At 30.1% G+C, this 17,146-nt stretch carries 17 protein-coding genes; 12 read left to right on the plus strand and 5 right to left on the minus strand.

Annotated elements, in window-relative coordinates; translation table 11 throughout:
• Window positions 1–161 precede the first annotated feature (161 nt).
• On the plus strand, window positions 162–1,763 hold the full coding sequence (locus ABD766_RS01725) for a hypothetical protein (protein ID WP_344815092.1): 1,602 nt from the start codon (window positions 162–164) through the stop codon (window positions 1,761–1,763).
• A gap of 71 nt (window positions 1,764–1,834) precedes the next feature.
• Here the strand turns inward: ABD766_RS01725 and ABD766_RS01730 are convergent, their stop codons facing one another.
• The 4 genes from ABD766_RS01730 to ABD766_RS01745 form a co-directional block, all read right to left on the minus strand.
• Window positions 1,835–3,148, minus strand: coding sequence for an ABC1 kinase family protein (locus ABD766_RS01730; RefSeq protein WP_344815093.1), 1,314 nt, complete (start codon window positions 3,146–3,148; stop codon window positions 1,835–1,837).
• 24 nt (window positions 3,149–3,172) lie between these two features.
• On the minus strand, window positions 3,173–3,844 hold the full coding sequence (locus ABD766_RS01735) for a TetR family transcriptional regulator C-terminal domain-containing protein (RefSeq protein ID WP_344815094.1): 672 nt from the start codon (window positions 3,842–3,844) through the stop codon (window positions 3,173–3,175).
• 154 nt (window positions 3,845–3,998) lie between these two features.
• Window positions 3,999–4,694 carry a YiaD family glycine zipper/OmpA-like lipoprotein gene (locus ABD766_RS01740; protein ID WP_344815095.1) on the minus strand — a complete coding sequence of 232 codons (696 nt, stop codon included), beginning with the start codon at window positions 4,692–4,694 and terminating at the stop codon, window positions 3,999–4,001.
• A 20-nt stretch (window positions 4,695–4,714) separates the two neighbouring features.
• Entirely contained in the window at window positions 4,715–5,188 is a 474-nt protein-coding gene (locus ABD766_RS01745) for a lipocalin family protein (RefSeq protein ID WP_344815096.1), read from the minus strand.
• Window positions 5,189–5,363: 175 nt separating this feature from the next.
• Here ABD766_RS01745 and htpG point away from each other — a divergent pair, with 175 nt between their 5' ends.
• The 8 genes from htpG (at window position 5,364) to ABD766_RS01785 (ending at window position 12,820) form a co-directional block, all read left to right on the plus strand.
• Window positions 5,364–7,250, plus strand: coding sequence for a molecular chaperone HtpG (gene htpG, locus ABD766_RS01750; RefSeq protein WP_344815097.1), 1,887 nt, complete (start codon window positions 5,364–5,366; stop codon window positions 7,248–7,250).
• Window positions 7,251–7,364: 114 nt separating this feature from the next.
• Window positions 7,365–7,892, plus strand: coding sequence for a hypothetical protein (locus tag ABD766_RS01755; protein ID WP_344815098.1), 528 nt, complete (start codon window positions 7,365–7,367; stop codon window positions 7,890–7,892).
• Window positions 7,893–8,009: 117 nt separating this feature from the next.
• Entirely contained in the window at window positions 8,010–8,417 is a 408-nt protein-coding gene (locus ABD766_RS01760) for a DUF2721 domain-containing protein (protein WP_298306460.1), read from the plus strand.
• 111 nt (window positions 8,418–8,528) lie between these two features.
• Window positions 8,529–9,065, plus strand: coding sequence for a hypothetical protein (locus ABD766_RS01765; protein ID WP_344815099.1), 537 nt, complete (start codon window positions 8,529–8,531; stop codon window positions 9,063–9,065).
• Complete coding sequence (locus ABD766_RS01770) at window positions 9,066–10,874, plus strand: tetratricopeptide repeat-containing sensor histidine kinase (RefSeq protein ID WP_344815100.1); 1,809 nt, start codon at window positions 9,066–9,068, stop codon at window positions 10,872–10,874. It abuts the gene before it with no gap.
• A complete protein-coding gene (locus ABD766_RS01775; RefSeq protein WP_344815101.1) occupies window positions 10,871–11,482 on the plus strand; it encodes a response regulator transcription factor in 612 nt (203 codons plus the stop codon). Before ABD766_RS01770 ends, ABD766_RS01775 begins: the two co-directional genes overlap by 4 nt.
• A 119-nt stretch (window positions 11,483–11,601) precedes the next feature.
• Window positions 11,602–11,901, plus strand: coding sequence for a hypothetical protein (locus ABD766_RS01780; RefSeq protein ID WP_344815102.1), 300 nt, complete (start codon window positions 11,602–11,604; stop codon window positions 11,899–11,901).
• A gap of 55 nt (window positions 11,902–11,956) precedes the next feature.
• On the plus strand, window positions 11,957–12,820 hold the full coding sequence (locus ABD766_RS01785) for a hypothetical protein (protein ID WP_344815103.1): 864 nt from the start codon (window positions 11,957–11,959) through the stop codon (window positions 12,818–12,820).
• Window positions 12,821–12,879: 59 nt separating this feature from the next.
• Here ABD766_RS01785 and ABD766_RS01790 read toward each other — a convergent pair whose 3' ends face one another.
• The gene (locus tag ABD766_RS01790) at window positions 12,880–13,473 is read right to left on the minus strand and encodes a murein L,D-transpeptidase catalytic domain-containing protein (RefSeq protein ID WP_344815104.1); all 594 of its coding nucleotides are present in this window, start codon (window positions 13,471–13,473) and stop codon (window positions 12,880–12,882) included.
• A gap of 99 nt (window positions 13,474–13,572) precedes the next feature.
• Between ABD766_RS01790 and ABD766_RS01795 the strand changes: the two genes are divergently transcribed.
• The 3 genes from ABD766_RS01795 to ABD766_RS01805 all read left to right on the plus strand — a co-directional run bounded on the left by ABD766_RS01795 (window position 13,573) and on the right by ABD766_RS01805 (window position 17,124).
• Window positions 13,573–14,970: a DUF1800 domain-containing protein gene (locus tag ABD766_RS01795; RefSeq protein ID WP_344815105.1), complete on the plus strand. Its 1,398-nt coding sequence runs from the start codon at window positions 13,573–13,575 to the stop codon at window positions 14,968–14,970.
• A gap of 10 nt (window positions 14,971–14,980) precedes the next feature.
• Entirely contained in the window at window positions 14,981–16,147 is a 1,167-nt protein-coding gene (locus ABD766_RS01800) for a DUF1501 domain-containing protein (RefSeq protein WP_344815106.1), read from the plus strand.
• 71 nt (window positions 16,148–16,218) lie between these two features.
• A complete protein-coding gene (locus ABD766_RS01805) occupies window positions 16,219–17,124 on the plus strand; it encodes a DMT family transporter (protein WP_344815107.1) in 906 nt (301 codons plus the stop codon).
• Window positions 17,125–17,146 lie beyond the last annotated feature (22 nt).

Here is a 17,146-nt window from a genome sequence, read left to right on the forward strand (position 1 = left end):
AGACTTTTTTGAAGTAAGGCAAATAAAAAAAATTGTAAAAATTATATTTTATTCTACATTTTATCGATTTTAATAGTTTTTTATCGATAAAAAATATCTTTAAATATGTTTTGTTAGTAATTTTAAGAAAATGTTTGAATTTGTCTTAAAACTAATGAATCATGAAAAAGATAATTTTACTCCTCTGTTTTATAGTATTTAATCTATACCAAACCAATGCTCAAATTGGAATTGGAACAACATTACCAAATGCTCAATTAGATATTCGTTCAAGTAATCAAGCGACTCCTGCTAATAACGATGGGATTTTAATTCCAAAAGTTAATGTATTTCCTGCTACTAATCCTACAGTTGCTCAACAAGGTATGCTTGTTTACTTAACAACAGCTACAACTTTTTTAGCAACTTCAAGACAACCAGGTTTTTATTATTGGAACAATCCTACTTCCGATTGGATTGGATTGAATTCTGTTGCTAATGGCGATCATGATTGGTATGAAGTTGCAACAACTTTACCTCCAAATGCCATCACTGACGATATGTTTCATACAGGAAATGTTGGTATAGGAACTTCAACAATTGCAGCAAATACAAAACTTGAAGTTAATAGTGGAACTACTAGTGATGCTGTTTATGGTCATTCTAACAATGTTGGTGGTATTTTAGGTAGAGAAGTGAATTTTTCTTTTGGAACACCAGCACAAACTTTATTAGGATCTGGTGTTTATGCAAATAATCCTGCTGCAGGCTATACAAGCATTTTTGCTCAATCAACAGGTTTGGCAACAGTAGCTGCAAATATTAATTATTCAAATGTTTGGATGGCTAATTACAGCTATGTCGATAATGCTTCTTCAACTGTAAATCCATCTGTTAGCTATAATCAATTAAATAATACAAGTACAACATTAGGAGGAACTCAAATTGCACTAAGAGGGTTTAACAATAGAGCCACAACCACCGGAAATCCTGGTTATTCAGTAGGGGTTCAAGGTTTGGCAAACTCCCAATTTCAAGACTCATATGGTGCTCAAGGTTTGTCATTTTCTGATGCCCCAGTTAGTACTGGTGGCTATTTTTCAGGAAACAATTATGCAGGAACAAGTATTGCTTATGCCTATGTTGGTGGTTGGACAAACGGATTAACTGCAAGAAAAATTGTTGGAACAGGTACTGTTTCTGAAATTATTCCAACTGAAAACCATGGCAGAGTAACATTAACATGTCCAGAATCTCCTGAATATTGGTATCAAGACTATGGAACTGTTGAAATGGTTAATGGTAAAGCAACAATAATTGTGGATGAAATTTTAGCAGACATCATTGTAGTGGATGAAGAAAATCCTTTAAGAGTAATTTGTACACCTGTGGGAATGCCATATTTTAACGGAATAACAATTATGTCTCAAACTAAAAACTCAGTTGAAATTTTAGAATTAAATGGCGGAAATCATTCAGGGAAGTTGCAATACCAACTAGTTGCAAAGCCTAAAACAAATTTTGGAGAAGGCCGTTTTCCTCAAGCTCCAGGTCCAGGTTATCTAAAATCTGACAAAGAACCAATAGCAGCAAAAGCTAAAAACCAACCAACTGATGGTAGAAAAATTTTCAGTTGGCCAACAGATCATATCGTTTACAAGTATAATCCAGAAGATTATGTTTCTATAGGCGATGTAATTCCTGCAGGTCCAAATGCTGGTAAAATTAAACTTGGAGATGGCAAATACGGTGAAGGCATTCCTGCTGAAAAACCTAAAAGATAAAAAACAATAAGAGCGATGCTAAAACGTGTAGCCATCGCTCTTATCAACCTAACCAATAAACAAACAATCTTTTATTTCTTGATATATTTTTCAAATTCTTTTGTTTGAACTCTTGCTTTTAAATCATGCAACAAGTTATACAAACCAAAAAACGTTCTGTTTATATACAAAAAGTGTTTTGAACCTCTATTCCCATTCATTTTTCTTAGTTGAGTATCTTTAGCGAACTCCTCTCCCATTGTTGCAATTTGACCAAAGAAATCATCATCAGAAAAATCAAAGAAGTCTCCATGAAATGGTTTGGTAAACAAACTCAACAAATCATGAAATAACTTTGTAAAATATTTTATTTCTTCTTTGGAATCATCTAATCTTAAAATCTCTAATTCATATAATTTTTCGTCGAACAATTTGGGATTATCAATCACTGCTGGATTTGCTAATTCAAAATAAGGAACATAAAATTCTAAGGGAACATGTTTGATACAACCAAAATCAATCGCAACTAATTTATCGTCTTTATCAATCAAAAAGTTTCCAGGATGCGGATCAGCATGTACTTGTTTTAAATGATGCATTTGATACATATAAAAATCCCAAAGCGCCTGACCTATTTTATCACCTTTAACTCTATCCGTATTGTGAGCTGCAAATTCTGACAAATGTTCTCCGTCAATCCACTCCATTGTCAAAATTTTCTCTGATGACAATTCTGAATAATATTTTGGGAAACGTAAATTTTCAATATGCTTACACCAATCAGATACTTCTAAACTTTGCTTTAACTCTAAATTATAATCGGTTTCTTCTAATAATTTATCTTCAACTTCTTTAAAATATTTATCAGAATCTTTACCTTTTATGTTGAACATTCTAATCGCGAATGGTTTTACTAAAGCCAAATCAGAACTTATACTATCCGCAACACCTGGATATTGGATTTTCACAGCAAGATTTTTCCCATCTTTGGTTGCTTTGTGTACCTGACCAATACTCGCAGCATTCATAGCATCTGGCGTAAACGTGTCGTATAAGTTCTCTGGATATTGACCTAAATATTTTTTAAATGTTTTTCTAACTAATGGTGCCGACAATGGTGGAACCGAAAATTGTGACAACGAAAATTTATCTACATATTGTTGTGGCATAATACTTTTGTCCATGCTCAACATCTGAGCAACTTTCAAAGCACTTCCTTTTAAATTCTTTAAACCATCATAAATATCTTCGGCATTGCTTTCGTTTAATTTATCACGATTTAAAGATGGATTTACAATCTTTTCACCATAATAAGCAACATAGTTTCCTCCAACTTTGAATCCGGTTTTAACTAATTGACTGGCGCGCTCTATCTTTCCTGTTGGAATTTTATCTAATGTTTTCATACTTGTGCTGAATTTATTTCAGTATTAATTCATTTTTTCTTTCCAAAGGAATTTTCCTAAATCGAATAAACTTTCTAATGGTTTTGTATCTAACAAATCAACCACTGTATTTACGGATTTTTCGATTAAGACATCTGTTTTTTCAAAACCTACAGAAGTATCATCTATCCAAAATTTCAATAAAAATAAGAACTGAATCCATGCTCCTTCTGCAAATACTGGTTTGGTGATTTTAGAAATTCTATCATTTACCATATTTTCATTCTCATCAATAATACTTACGATAAAATCTTTGAAATGGTTTCTGAATTGTTTTAAACTTTTCAAATTCTTCAATCCTTCTTTGTTCTCTTTTAAAGAAAACACTACATAACTTCTGTTCAAGGTTAAAATTTCGAACAAAGTAAAATACAATGTCAAAAGCTTATTTTTATCTGAATAACTTTCAAAAGCTTCGTCTTTCTTGATGGAACCTTCAGCATTCTCAAAAAATTTAACCCAAATTTCCTGCCTCAATACATCCAACGAACCAAAGAATTTGTAGAAATCTGCTTCCTCAATTTTGTGCTCTTTACAAAACGAGAATACATTTTTAGGTTCGGCATTATTGCTTAGAACATAATCCATGTACATAGAAATAATGGCATCATCGGTTACCAATTTCTTTTTGCTTGTTGTTTTCTTAGAAGTTTCCATTTGAAATAAATTTGATTGTAAAATTACTTATTGTTTAACAATTAATGAAATTATCTAAACAAAAAGTTTTGTTAAATGTTGTTCAAAATATTTGAAAATAAAAAGGCGACCAATAGTAATTGATCGCCTTTAATGATATTATTAACTCTAAAATTTAGTTTCCTGCTTGTTTTTTTGCGTCTTCAACCATTTTTTCATTTGCTGTAATTGCAAACTCAACTCTACGATTTTGAGAACGACCTTCAGGAGTATCGTTAGTTGCAATAGGATCAGCAATTCCCATTCCGACCATTTTAAATCTTGACATATTTAAACCTTTAGATTCTAAATATTTTTCTACAGAAATTGCTCTCTGTTCAGATAATGTCAAGTTATATTCTGGTTTACCTGTAATATCAGTATATCCATAAATAACGATATCTGTATCAGCATAACTTTGAAAAACTGGAACTAATTTGTCTAAATTAGCTTTTGCTGCAGCAGTCAATGTAGATTTATTAGTGTCAAAGCGTACAGAATTTTCACCTAAAACCAATCTGATTCCTTCACCTACTCTCTCAACTTGAGCTCCAGGCAAAGCTGTTTGAATTTCTCTAGCTTGCTTATCCATTTTATTTCCAATAACTCCACCGGCTACACCACCTATAACACCTCCTAGTACAGCACCAATTGCGCCATTACCACCTTTTCCAATGTTATTTCCTAGAACTGCTCCAAGAACACCACCTGCAACTGCACCAATTGCAGCACCACGTTGAGTTTTATTAGTATTTTTAACTGACTCACAGCTTGTAAAAAGTGAACCAATACTTAACATTCCTATCAATATATAAATTGTGATTTTTTTCATTTTTTATAATTTTAAATTATTTAATTTTTTTGAAATTGATAAACAACATCAATTGACTTCCCTCCAACATTAGCTTTATCAATTAACTGAAATGATGTTTCAGTTTGATTAGCTACAGTTAAAATATAACCTTCAGCAACTTTTTTTGCTTTAGTTTCGTTTATAATTTTCATGACAAAATTTCCATTATCATTGATAAACCAAGTTATTGGCGAAGTGAAGTTAGTACAACTAGAATTATTCAGAGCCATTTCACCTTTATTGTTATTTGAAATAAATTTCCAAGTACTTCCAACAAAACATTTAGAATCTGCAATATCAAATGAAGTAACCTTGATATAATCTGAACCCGGATAAGTAACAGAACTTATTGTCCAAGTTCCTTTTACTAAAACTTGAGAACTTTTATCAAGTCTTGTATTTGTTACATTTTGCTTTGGTTTACAACCAATTACAAAAGAAACCAATAGTAATAGAAGAATACCTTTTTTCATATTTTTTTTAAATTTAGTTTAATGTACAAAGGTAATTATAAATCCATTGGAAAATTTACATGATTTCAAAAATAACTTATAGAATTACTTCTACGTCATTTTGTCAGATTAAAAGCTTTGGTACTGAATTTGAATAGTAATAAAGCATAAATTGTTTAACTTAAAAGTTCAAAATATGTCAACAGGAAAAATTAATGTTTCAGTAGAAAACATTTTCCCTTTAATCAAGAAATTTCTTTACAATGACCACGAAATTTTTCTTCGTGAATTGGTTTCAAATGCTACAGATGCAACTTTAAAATTAAAACATTTAACTAGTATTGGTGAGGCTAAAGTAGAATATGGCAATCCGATTATCGAAGTAAAAATCGATAAAGAAGCCAAAAAACTTCACATCATCGACCAAGGTTTAGGAATGACTGCCGACGAAGTTGAAAAATACATCAATCAAGTGGCTTTTTCTGGCGCTGAAGAATTTCTTGAAAAATATAAAGATTCTGCCAAAGATTCTGGAATTATTGGTCATTTTGGATTGGGATTTTATTCTGCTTTTATGGTTGCTAAAAAAGTTGAAATCATAACAAAATCATTTAAAGACGAACCAGCTGCACATTGGACCTGCGATGGAAGTCCAGAATTTACTCTTGAAGCATCAGACAAAACGTCTCGTGGAACAGAAATTATTCTTCATATTGCAGAAGATTCTCTAGAATTTTTAGAAGAATATAAAATCAGAGAATTACTTACAAAATATAATAAGTTCATGCCAATTCCAATTAAATTTGGAACTCGCAAAGAAACTTTACCAAAGCCAGAAGATGCTGCAGAGGATTTTGTTGCAGAAACTATTGAAGTAGACAATATCATCAATAATCCAACTCCTGCTTGGACAAAATTACCAACAGATTTAACGGATGAAGATTACAAAAGCTTTTACCACGAATTGTATCCAATGCAATTTGAAGAACCTTTATTCAATATTCATTTGAATGTGGATTATCCTTTTAATTTGACTGGTATTTTGTATTTCCCAAAATTGTCTAACGACATGCAAATGCAAAAAGACAAAATTCAAATGTATCAAAACCAAGTTTTTGTAACTGATAATGTTGAAGGAATTGTTCCAGAATTTTTAGTAATGCTGAAAGGTGTAATTGATTCTCCAGATATTCCTTTGAATGTTTCGCGTTCTGGATTACAAGCAGATAGTAACGTAAAGAAAATATCGAATTATATCACAAGAAAAGTAGCTGATAAACTAAAAGGTTTATTCAACGAAAATCGTGAAGACTTCGAGAAAAAATGGAATGACATCAAAATCGTTTTAGAATACGGAATGTTATCGGAACCAAAATTCTACGAAAAAGCAGGCGATTTTGTTTTATATCCTTCAGTTGATGATAAATATTATACTTTATCAGAATTGAAAGAAGCCATTACTCCAAATCAAACTGACAAAAACGGAAAATTAGTAGTTTTATATGCTTCTAGTAAAGATGCTCAACATGGTTATATTGACATTGCAAAAGAAAAAGGGTACGAAGTATTATTATTAGATTCTCCAATTGTTTCGCATTTGATTCAAAAATTAGAGTCTAATAATGAAAACCTAACTTTTGTTCGTGTGGATTCTGATCATATTGACAAATTGATTCAAAAAGAAGAAACTCAAATTTCTAAATTATCGGAAGACGAAGCAACTAATTTGAAAACGGTTTTAGAGGAAATTGTTCCAAAAACTAACTATTCTGTTCAATTAGAACCAATGGATAGTTCGGCTGCACCATTCATGATTACGCAACCAGAATTCATGAGAAGAATGAAAGAAATGAGTCAAACTGGTGGTGGCGGAATGTTTGGAATGGGTAACTTCCCAGAAATGTATAATTTGGTTGTAAATACGAATTCTGAATTAGCAACAACTATCTTAAACACCTCTGACAAATCAGCTCAAGAAAGTTTGGTAAAACAAGCATTAGATTTAGCCAAAATCTCACAAGGATTATTAAAAGGTGAAGAATTAACAGCTTTTGTGAAAAGAAGTTTTGAGTTGATTAAATAAGTATTAAGACGAAAGTATTAAAAATTAAGATTAACCTGTGAGTGAAAACTTGCAGGTTTTTTTTTGTAAAATTAAATAATAATTTAAGTTTTAGTAAATTTGGAAAAAAACATAATGGATTCAAGTATCTGTAGACTTTTGAAAAATTATCACAATTCTAGAAAAAGTTGGGAGGCATGGTGTTTTTTAGATAACATAGATTTAGAAGAGGACAATCAAAAAATTAAAGATCTAACAGATAATAATCAATTTTTGAAACTTACTCGATATCTATTTCTAAAAGATTTGCATATTGAACTTTACAAAATATTAAAAAACAGTCGTTCTTCTGAAGATAATTTAATAAAGCTTTTAAAAAATAAAAACACAAAAGAAAGTAGAAGTCATTTAAGAAAATTTATTTTATTTAAACCCGAAATAAATTCGACATTAAATGCAAGAGATAAATTTTATGCTCATCTTGATAGTGATTATGAAAGTTATTTAAAAGGTTTTGATGTGAGAATTTACAATGATATCTTTGTACTTATAGAACAAGGAATAATTATTCTTGGATATGAAAAAGAATTAATAAATACTTTGAAAAATATTCCGTCAAGAGATGAATATAAATCAATAACGAAGGATATATTCAATTTTTAAACAATAGTTGTGTAATAAAATTTCAAAAGAAAAATTTTCACATCATAGTTTTGAATAATTTACATTAAACTATTGTATCTTTAATCTATAAAAAAGTTAAAGCATTCTAAATAAATCATGAACCTATCCATAGAAACTCCTGCATTATTATTTTCTGCAACTTCGTTAATTCTGTTAGCTTATACTAATCGATTTTTAACCATTGCACAAATCGTTCGTGGATTGAAGAAAACCTACGATGAAAAAGAGAACAAAAGCATTTTGATAGAAATCAAAAACCTCAACTTGAGATTAACATTAATTCGATACATGCAACTTTTCGGTGTGTTGAGTTTGTTTCTTTCCGTATTCGGAATGTTAGTTTTGTTTATGGAATGGAAGCTTGTTGGTATTTATATTTTTGGTGCAAGTTTGCTTAGTTTACTTATTTCACTTGGCATCTCTTTTTGGGAAATTAGTATTTCTGTCAAAGCTTTACGTGTGCACTTAAGCGATCTAATTGATGATGAAATTACAAAAGATTAATTATCAAAACGTTAATTTTAATTATATCTTCTTAAAATCCCTATTTGTAGGGATTTTTTTTATAATTTAATGGCTGAATTTTGAATTGTTAAACACTTTAAACTAAAAAATATGAGAGCATACAAACCTTGTGGAGAATTTGATGAAACTAATTTAACTGCTAAAGTTTACACATACTTACCAACGAGAGAAGATATAGGATTTAAATACAAATGCTTTATTAATATTTCAAATGAAAAACATTATGGCATTGTCGGGATATTAGTTAATAACAATGAAAATATTGATTGGTCTCGAACAAATGAAAATATGTCTAATATATTAGTTGAAAATAGTGAATTTTCATTGAAAAATTTAAACAATAAATTCTCAGAAGAATCATTTGAAGAAATAACAAAAAATGATAGAATCATATTTTTTTGCTATCATGATGATGAATTTGACTGCGAAATTGGAGTCGATGAAATGGACGTTTTAAAAGATTTTCAAGATTCTATGCCTTTAGCTTGGCTTTTAAATAGTAAAAAGTTTAAAAAAGCTACAGAATCAAATAAAGTTATCGAAACAGAATCTATTCCTACTGTAATGAAGTTAAACATACCAAAAGTAGGAAATGGTGGAATTCTAACAGTTGATGGTTCTTGCTAAATGACATTAAAAAAAATCAAAATATTTTTTATAAAAGCAGCACTTTTGTTGAGTGTTGCTTTTACTTATTCGCAATCAAACGCTTTAAAAAAACTTGAATTACAAATAAAAAAACAAGATTTTGAACAAGCCAAAATTATTAATGAAAAGATAAATACAAAAAAGTTCAATGCTTTTGAACTTGCACAATACAACTATTTATTAGCCATTATAAACGTTCAAGAAAACAAAGACGACTTGGCTTTCAATCACTACATTGAGTCAAAAAAACTATTTAAATCAATTGATAGTGTTGATAAAGTTGCTAAAATTAACATTGAAATTGTTTCGCTTTTATTAGCAATTAATAGAAATAAAGTTGATTATAAAAAGTTTTTAAAAGAGTATAATGACTATGCTGAAGAGAAAAAAGATCCGAAAATTTTAACGGAGTTTTACATTCAAATTGGAAAGTCTTTTTATGACACTATTCCAAAAATGGCATTAGAATATTTCAAAAAAGCAGAAAAAGAAAATCTAAAAACAAATGATGAAATTACACAGGTCAGAATTCTTCAAAACATTGGAGCTACTTTTTCACATGATAGAATAAACAAAATTGACTCTGCTCTATACTCCTATCAAAAAGCTTTAAAAATTTTAAACAAAAATAAAAAGAATAGCAATCAACAAAAAATTACAGGATTTTTCTTCAATATTTATACCAACACCGGACTAGCATATAGTAAAAAAAAGGATTTTGAAAAGGCACTTTATTATTTTAACAAGGCAGATTCTATTCCGCTTAAAGATTATTTAAATAAAAATAAAGAGATTTTATATGGTTACTTATCTGATTTATATAAAGAAAAAGGAGACTATATAAAATGTATTGAATACATCGAAAAACAAAAGGTTCTAACCAATACATTAAATGAAAATGAACAAAAAATTTCTATTACGGAAATTGATACAAAATACAAAACTGAAGAAACAAAACTTCAAAATCTAACCCTAAAAAACAAGCTTCAAACAAATAAAATAATACTATTTATTGGACTTGCTTTATTACTGATAATTACAACAATAGGAGTTCTAGCATACAAGAATGTTTCGAAAAAGAAAACCATTGCCGAACAAGAAAAACTAATCCAAACGCAAAAACTTGAAACATCGCTTAAAGAACAAGAACTCCATGAAATTGACATAATGCTTGAAAGCCAAGAAAAAGAACGCCAAAGAATAGCAAATGAATTACATGATAATCTAGGTAGTTTATTAGCAACTTTAAAGTTTAACTTTCAAAATCTTAAACGTCAAAAAGAAGTTGTGGAAGACAAAGAAAATCAATTGTTTGATAAAACTGATTCGCTTATTGACGAAGCTTATCAGGAAGTAAGAAATATTTCACATCTAAAAAACCTTGGTGTTATTGGAAGTCATGGTTTGGAAATTGCTGTAAAAAAAATGGCAGAAAAAATGAGTATTCTTAAAAAGTTGACCATAAATGTAATTCCATTTGGATTAAACGAAAGATTGGAAAATCAAAAGGAAATAACTATTTTTAGAATGATTCAAGAGTTGTGTACCAATATTATCAAACATTCTCACGCCACAGAAGTTAACATTTATCTTACTCAGCATAATAAAACCGATATCAATGTCATTATTGAAGACAATGGCAGAGGATTTGACATCAAAACAATTGTTTCTAAAGACGGAATTGGTCTCAAAAGTATAGAAAAAAAAGTAGAACAAATGGGAGGAACTTTCACGATAGATTCAGTAATAAATAAAGGAACAACCATAATTATAGACCTACCAATATGATAACATTAGTAATTGCAGAAGATCATCAAGCTCTAATTGATGGCATCCGTTCTTTTTTGGAATATGAAGAAGATATTACCGTTTTGGGTGAAGCAAATGATGGTGAAATGTTAATCGATTTGGTTAGAAAAAAGCAACCACAAATTGTTTTAACCGATATTAGAATGCCCAAATGCGATGGAATTTGTGCTACAAAAACAATTAAAAAAGAATTTCCAAACACCAAAATAATTGCTTTTAGCATGTTTGACCAAGCAGAAGCTATTCATCAAATGAAAGATGCAGGAGTTTCTGGTTATATCATGAAAAATTCTTCTCTTAAAAAAGTTCTAGAAGCCATAAGAATTGTTGCTAAAAATGGAATTTATTTTGATGATTCCATAACAACTACAGATGTAACAAGTAAAGAAGAAATTGTATTAAGCACACGAGAAAAAGAAATATTACGACTAATAGGTGAAGGAAAAACATCTCAAGAAATTGCTGATATTTTATTCATTGGTAAAAGCACTGTTGACACGCACAGAAAAAATATTCTGAAAAAAATGAACATTCAAGGAAAAACGGATTTAATAAGATTTGCCGTTGAAAGAAAATATGATTTTTAGGAAATAATCTTCCATTCAAAAATTAAAAATAGTATTTCATAAACTAAAAAGGCTGTTTCATAAAAAAAATAAATATCTCTCATTTTTTTTATTTAACTTACAAAGAAATAAAACTAAAAATGATAACTTTCACTAAAGACGATTTATTTTATTCAGATTATGAATGGTCGACCTATATTTCATATGACCCTAAAATTTCTGGAAAAATAGATGAAACCCGATTTAATAAAAATCAAGGTATGGAAGTGTTGTATCTTATTAACAAACTAGTCGATTTGTGGGATTTTAGTAAAATTGAAAGTTGTATTAAAATTGAACGCTGCATTAGAGAAAAACTACCTCCTAAAATAACCAAACAAGAAGAAGTAGCAACATGGGTTCAGTTAAATTGGAAAACTATTGAATTCAAAAAAAAATAAAATAAAATTAAACCTTTTATCAATTTCATAGTCTTATGCATAAACTTATTTGATTATGAAAAAAATAACCACACTTTTACTTATCCTTCTTGCAACATCTGTAGGATTTAGTCAAGAAGACGAAAGACCAGATAATACTGGCGACAACTTCAGCTTAGAAGGTGCTTTGGCATTATTCAAAAAATCAAACTCTTTAGAAGAATTTGAAAAATTACTCAACGAAGAAAATAATAATGTAAATAACCTTGATCTAAATGATGATAATGATATTGATTACATTATGGTGGACGACATTCGTGAAGGTGATACACATGCAATCGTTTTAAGTACTTATGTAAACGATAAAGAAAAACAAGACATCGCCATAATTGGAATTGAAAAAACTGGAAATGAAAGTGCAACGCTTCAAATTGAAGGCGATGCTGATTTATACGCAGAAAATACTTTTGTAGAGCCAAATGAAGTTGTAGAATCTTCAACTGGTGGAAAAGGCGGACCAAGTGTTAGCGAATTATACACTAAACAAGTTATTGTAAATGTTTGGTTTTGGCCAAGTGTAAGATTTCTTTACGCTCCAACCTATGTAGTATGGCATTCTCCATGGAGATGGGGTTTTTATCCAAAATGGTGGAGACCTTGGCGACCATACAAATATCATGTTTTTTACAACAGATGTGCTCCTCATAGAGTTAACTATCATCGCGTTCCTGCAAGAAGAGTTGTTGTAGCTCATAGAATATATGCACCAAGAAGAAATCATTCAACTTTAGTTGTTCATAACAATAGAAGAACAACTGTAGTGAAAAGCAATAATCGCAAAACAACCGTTGTAACAAAAAATAAAAGAGGGGAAGTAAAAGCTGTAAGAGTTAAAAAATCAAATCCAAACAGAGTTAGAACTTCTGGTGGAAGAAGATAAAAGTTAGTTAGTATGGTAAATGTTTGAATTAATCTCATGATTTTTTTCATGGGATTTTTTTATTCAATTATCCAAAGTAGAACTGGTTTTTTTGTTTGCTTCAATTTAGCATCCAATTTCCTCATAAATGCATCAGAAACTGCAGGACAACCCCAACTTAAAGGAGAAACTTTAGGATATATTTCTTCATTAGAAACAGCATTCCAAGAATGTAAAACCACTACTCTTTTCATTGCACTTTCATTGGTTTTTTCTAATCCGTGCAACCAATATTTTACATTTATTCCCCAAGAACTATAATCTCTCTTTCCAATTTTATACTTTCCTTTCATGGAACAATGACTATCGGTTTTATTACTAAACTTAGCCTTTTCCCATTTATCTGGATTTTCTTCAAATTGATCGCAACTTCCATGCGTTACCAAGTTTTTATCAGAAATTTTACTTTCTTTGAAATCATAAACAAAAAATCGATTCTTTCCAGGATGAATACTTAAATCCAAAAGAAAATAGTACTCTTCATTGAATCCGTTCTTCTTACAATATTCTAAGGCTTCAGAATTATTCGATTTATAATCTTTTGTTGGAGTTTCAACTTTTGAATTGTTACAACAGATAAAACCTAAACATAGAATAAGGAAAATGTTTTTCATGAAGGAGATAATTTAAACCATATTCAACGTTATATTTTGAATTATATTTAAACCTTTTGTGTTAAATAAAGTCTAAATTTATAATTCAATTCATTTGTTATGAACAAAAGCAATCTTTGGTCACTTCGACTTGGTTTTTCAGGAAAGCAAGCGCAACTTATAGAACAATTAGGATTTGAAAAATTCCTAAATCAATCGTATGCAACTACTTTTGAAAAAACACTTCCAACATTTCTTGATGACGAACCAAAATCCCTTGCTGAGTTGAAAGAACTTCGTCAATCGATTAAAAATGGAACTGCAGATGACCAAAAGAAAGTTATCAAAAAGCAAATCAAAAATGCTACCGAATTAAAAAAATGGTGGATTGATAAATTTCTAACAGAAAAATTTCCGCTGAGAGAAAAAATGACCTGCTTTTGGCACAACCATTTTGTAGCAACTTCTCAAAAAGTAAAATCTACGTATTGGATTTACCAACACAATATGATTTTGCGTGAAAATGCTTTTGGAAACTTTAAAGAACTCACCAAACTGATTGTAAAATCGAATGCAATGGTTCGTTATTTGGATAATGTAGACAATCGAAAAGACAAAATCAATGAAAATTTAAGCAGAGAACTTTTAGAGCTTTTCACCATCGGAATTGGAAATTATACTGAAAACGATATTAAAGAAGGAGCAAAAGCATTGGCTGGATTAAATCTTGGCGAAGAAAGCGCTGTTTACAGAAGATTTTTAGAAGATAATTCAACAAAAACCTATTTCGGAAAACAAGGAAATTTTAAAGCAGATGATTTAGTTGATATCATATTTGAGCAAAAAAACACGCCATATCTCATTACAAGAAAAATACTAAAATGGTTTATTTATGATAATCCTTCAGAAGATTTAGTGGTTTATTATGGCGATTATTTCAGAAAAATGAATTTTGAAATCAAACCACTTTTAACCAAAATTTTTACCGAGGAATATGCAAAAGAAAATTCTGGAAGCAAAATAAAAGATCCATTAACCTATCTATTTCAATTAACAGACGAGTTAAATATTACAAATTCAAATAGTAATTTAATTAGTTTTTTCTTGAAACAACAAGGAATGGATTTATTCAATCAACCTAATGTTAAAGGTTGGGATGGCGGAAATTCATGGTTAACATCACAAATCTATTTACAAAGAAATAATGCCAGCGATTTACTTTGCAACGGAAGAAACATAAGCCGAAAAGTATTTGACAAAATTCCTGAAGAAGGTGATGATTTAGAAATTAAAATAGAAAAAATCAACGTCAGCATAGATTTTAATAAAAATGGAAATAACAAACAGATAATTTCAGAATTGTCAAACAGATTGCTTTTTCGAGTAGATGACAATTTACAAAAAGATATGGAAAATTTACTCAAATACGATTTTGATGCTAAAGATTTCAATGCCAATTACGCCGTTTTAAGACTATTCAATTACATTACAAAAACTCCTGAATACCAACTGATTTAAAGCTAAAATTATGAACAGAAGAAACTTTTTATCGCTCACAGGAACGTTCACTGGCGGAATGCTTTTGGTTCCAGATTTTTTACATGCTTTTGGTTCTCAAAATAATTTGGTAATCGGAGAGCAATGCTTGGTTTTTATTCAATTAAATGGTGGAAATGATGGATTGAATACTTTCATTCCATACGAGAACCCTTTATATTACGACCTTCGAACTAAAATCGCAATCAATAAAAATGATGTAGTTGGAAAAAATAAAGGAATGGCATTTCATCCGGCTTTAAAAGATTTTGCTCAAATGCAACAAAATGGCGATTTGTCAGTAATTCAAAATGTGGGTTATCCAGAACCTGTTCGTTCGCATTTTAGAAGTCAGGAAATTTGGCAAACTGCAACCGATTCCAATAAGTATTTGAATGAAGGTTGGCTTGGTCGTTATTTAGATTTGCAATGTAAAGAACACCAACCAACAGCTGGAATTAATTTAGACTCCATTGACAATTTAGCTTTAAAAGGTGTCGAACCCAATTCAATTACTGTAAAAGATCCAAACCGATTTAAAATTAGAAGCGAAAAAGAAGAAAATGTAAAATTATCTGACAATCCGCAATTGGATTTTGTTAGAAAAATTGCCAACTCAGTTACAGAAGGTTCTGATGATATCCAAAAAGCATTATCTAAATCAACATCTGAAATTAGTTATCCTAAAACTGGTTTGGCGAAAAATTTAGAATGGATTGCTCGATTAGTCAAAGGAAATTTGAACTCTAAAGTATATTACACTTCGCTTGGAGGTTTTGATACACACGACAATCAATTGGATATTCACAAAAGAAAATTAACCGAATTGAACGATGCTATTTTTAGTTTTTATACCGATTTGAAAAAAGCGCAATTATTACAAAATGTGACGATAGTAGTCTTTTCAGAATTTGGAAGAAGAGTCAAAGACAATGGCAATGGAACCGATCACGGAACTGCTGCACCAATGTTTATTATTGGAGGAAATAACAAATCGAAAATTATAGGAAGTAATCCAAATTTATCTGATTTAGACAATGGCGATTTGAAACATCAAATTGATTTTAGAAGTGTTTATGCAACATTGTTACAACAAAAAATGTCTTTTGATTATGCTAAAATTGGCATCAAAAATAAACCAATCGAAGGATTATTCTAAACTTTAAGTATATAAACTTTTGAACTCAGATACATAAGGACTATCTTTGTCGGCTTTTTAAAAAATAAAAAATGTTAAAGAATAGTGTCCTTAAAGGTGTGATTTTAGTAGGTCTTGGTGCGTCAAGTTACGGAATGCTAGCCACTTTTGTAAAACTTGCTTATCAAGAAAATTATACAACAGCTGAAGTTACCATATCGCAATTTATATATGGAATTCTTGGAATGCTATTGATTAGTGCCTTCCAAAAATCGACTTCTAAAACTGCTGTTGAAAAAGCAACTCCAAAGAACATTTTTCAGTTAATGTTAGCTGGAACTTCTTTAGGAATGACAAGTGTTTTCTACTATTTATGTGTACGATATATTGATGTTTCAATCGCAATTGTTTTATTGATGCAAACCGTTTGGATGGGCGTTTTATTAGAGTGGTTTCTTGAAAAAAGAAAACCTTCTACACAAAAAACCATCGCTGTATTAATAGTTCTAGTAGGAACCCTATTAGCTACAAACATTTTAAATAGCAAAGTAGCCATAGACTGGAGAGGAATTTTTTGGGGATTACTAGCAGCAGCTTCATTTACAACAACGATGTTTACAGCAAATAGAATTGCTTTAGGAATTTCATCTGCGCAAAGAAGTTTATATATGTTATTGGGCGGAGCGGTTATCGTCTTTGGATTTGCATTGTTTACACAAAATACACCTTTCAATTTTGATATTTTCTTAAAATGGGGAATCTTCTTAGCCTTATTTGGTACTATCATTCCTCCTATTCTTATGAATGCTGGATTTCCTATTACAGGAATTGGTCTTGGAAGTATCGTTTCTGCACTGGAACTTCCTGTTTCTGTGCTAATGGCCTATATTATATTAAGTGAGAAAGTAGTTTTCATTCAATGGATTGGGATAATTTTAATCATTATCGCCATTATTATTATGAATATTAAATTTAATTTTTTATCAAAAAACCAATAAGTTTGTCAAACTAATTCTACAA

Source organism: Flavobacterium cheonanense (assembly GCF_039539185.1).
Lineage (GTDB): Bacteria > Bacteroidota > Bacteroidia > Flavobacteriales > Flavobacteriaceae > Flavobacterium > Flavobacterium cheonanense.

Excerpts from the sequence above, each read along its gene's own strand:
- ABD766_RS01725 (WP_344815092.1), top strand. The coding sequence starts at position 162 with ATGAAAAAGATAATTTTACTCCTCTGTTTTATAGTATTTAATCTATAC.
- ABD766_RS01730 (WP_344815093.1), bottom strand. The coding sequence starts at position 3,148 with ATGAAAACATTAGATAAAATTCCAACAGGAAAGATAGAGCGCGCCAGT.
- ABD766_RS01735 (WP_344815094.1), bottom strand. The coding sequence starts at position 3,844 with ATGGAAACTTCTAAGAAAACAACAAGCAAAAAGAAATTGGTAACCGAT.
- ABD766_RS01740 (WP_344815095.1), bottom strand. The coding sequence starts at position 4,694 with ATGAAAAAAATCACAATTTATATATTGATAGGAATGTTAAGTATTGGT.
- ABD766_RS01745 (WP_344815096.1), bottom strand. The coding sequence starts at position 5,188 with ATGAAAAAAGGTATTCTTCTATTACTATTGGTTTCTTTTGTAATTGGT.
- htpG (WP_344815097.1), top strand. The coding sequence starts at position 5,364 with ATGTCAACAGGAAAAATTAATGTTTCAGTAGAAAACATTTTCCCTTTA.
- ABD766_RS01755 (WP_344815098.1), top strand. The coding sequence starts at position 7,365 with ATGGATTCAAGTATCTGTAGACTTTTGAAAAATTATCACAATTCTAGA.
- ABD766_RS01760 (WP_298306460.1), top strand. The coding sequence starts at position 8,010 with ATGAACCTATCCATAGAAACTCCTGCATTATTATTTTCTGCAACTTCG.
- ABD766_RS01765 (WP_344815099.1), top strand. The coding sequence starts at position 8,529 with ATGAGAGCATACAAACCTTGTGGAGAATTTGATGAAACTAATTTAACT.
- ABD766_RS01770 (WP_344815100.1), top strand. The coding sequence starts at position 9,066 with ATGACATTAAAAAAAATCAAAATATTTTTTATAAAAGCAGCACTTTTG.
- ABD766_RS01775 (WP_344815101.1), top strand. The coding sequence starts at position 10,871 with ATGATAACATTAGTAATTGCAGAAGATCATCAAGCTCTAATTGATGGC.
- ABD766_RS01780 (WP_344815102.1), top strand. The coding sequence starts at position 11,602 with ATGATAACTTTCACTAAAGACGATTTATTTTATTCAGATTATGAATGG.
- ABD766_RS01785 (WP_344815103.1), top strand. The coding sequence starts at position 11,957 with ATGAAAAAAATAACCACACTTTTACTTATCCTTCTTGCAACATCTGTA.
- ABD766_RS01790 (WP_344815104.1), bottom strand. The coding sequence starts at position 13,473 with ATGAAAAACATTTTCCTTATTCTATGTTTAGGTTTTATCTGTTGTAAC.
- ABD766_RS01795 (WP_344815105.1), top strand. The coding sequence starts at position 13,573 with ATGAACAAAAGCAATCTTTGGTCACTTCGACTTGGTTTTTCAGGAAAG.
- ABD766_RS01800 (WP_344815106.1), top strand. The coding sequence starts at position 14,981 with ATGAACAGAAGAAACTTTTTATCGCTCACAGGAACGTTCACTGGCGGA.
- ABD766_RS01805 (WP_344815107.1), top strand. The coding sequence starts at position 16,219 with ATGTTAAAGAATAGTGTCCTTAAAGGTGTGATTTTAGTAGGTCTTGGT.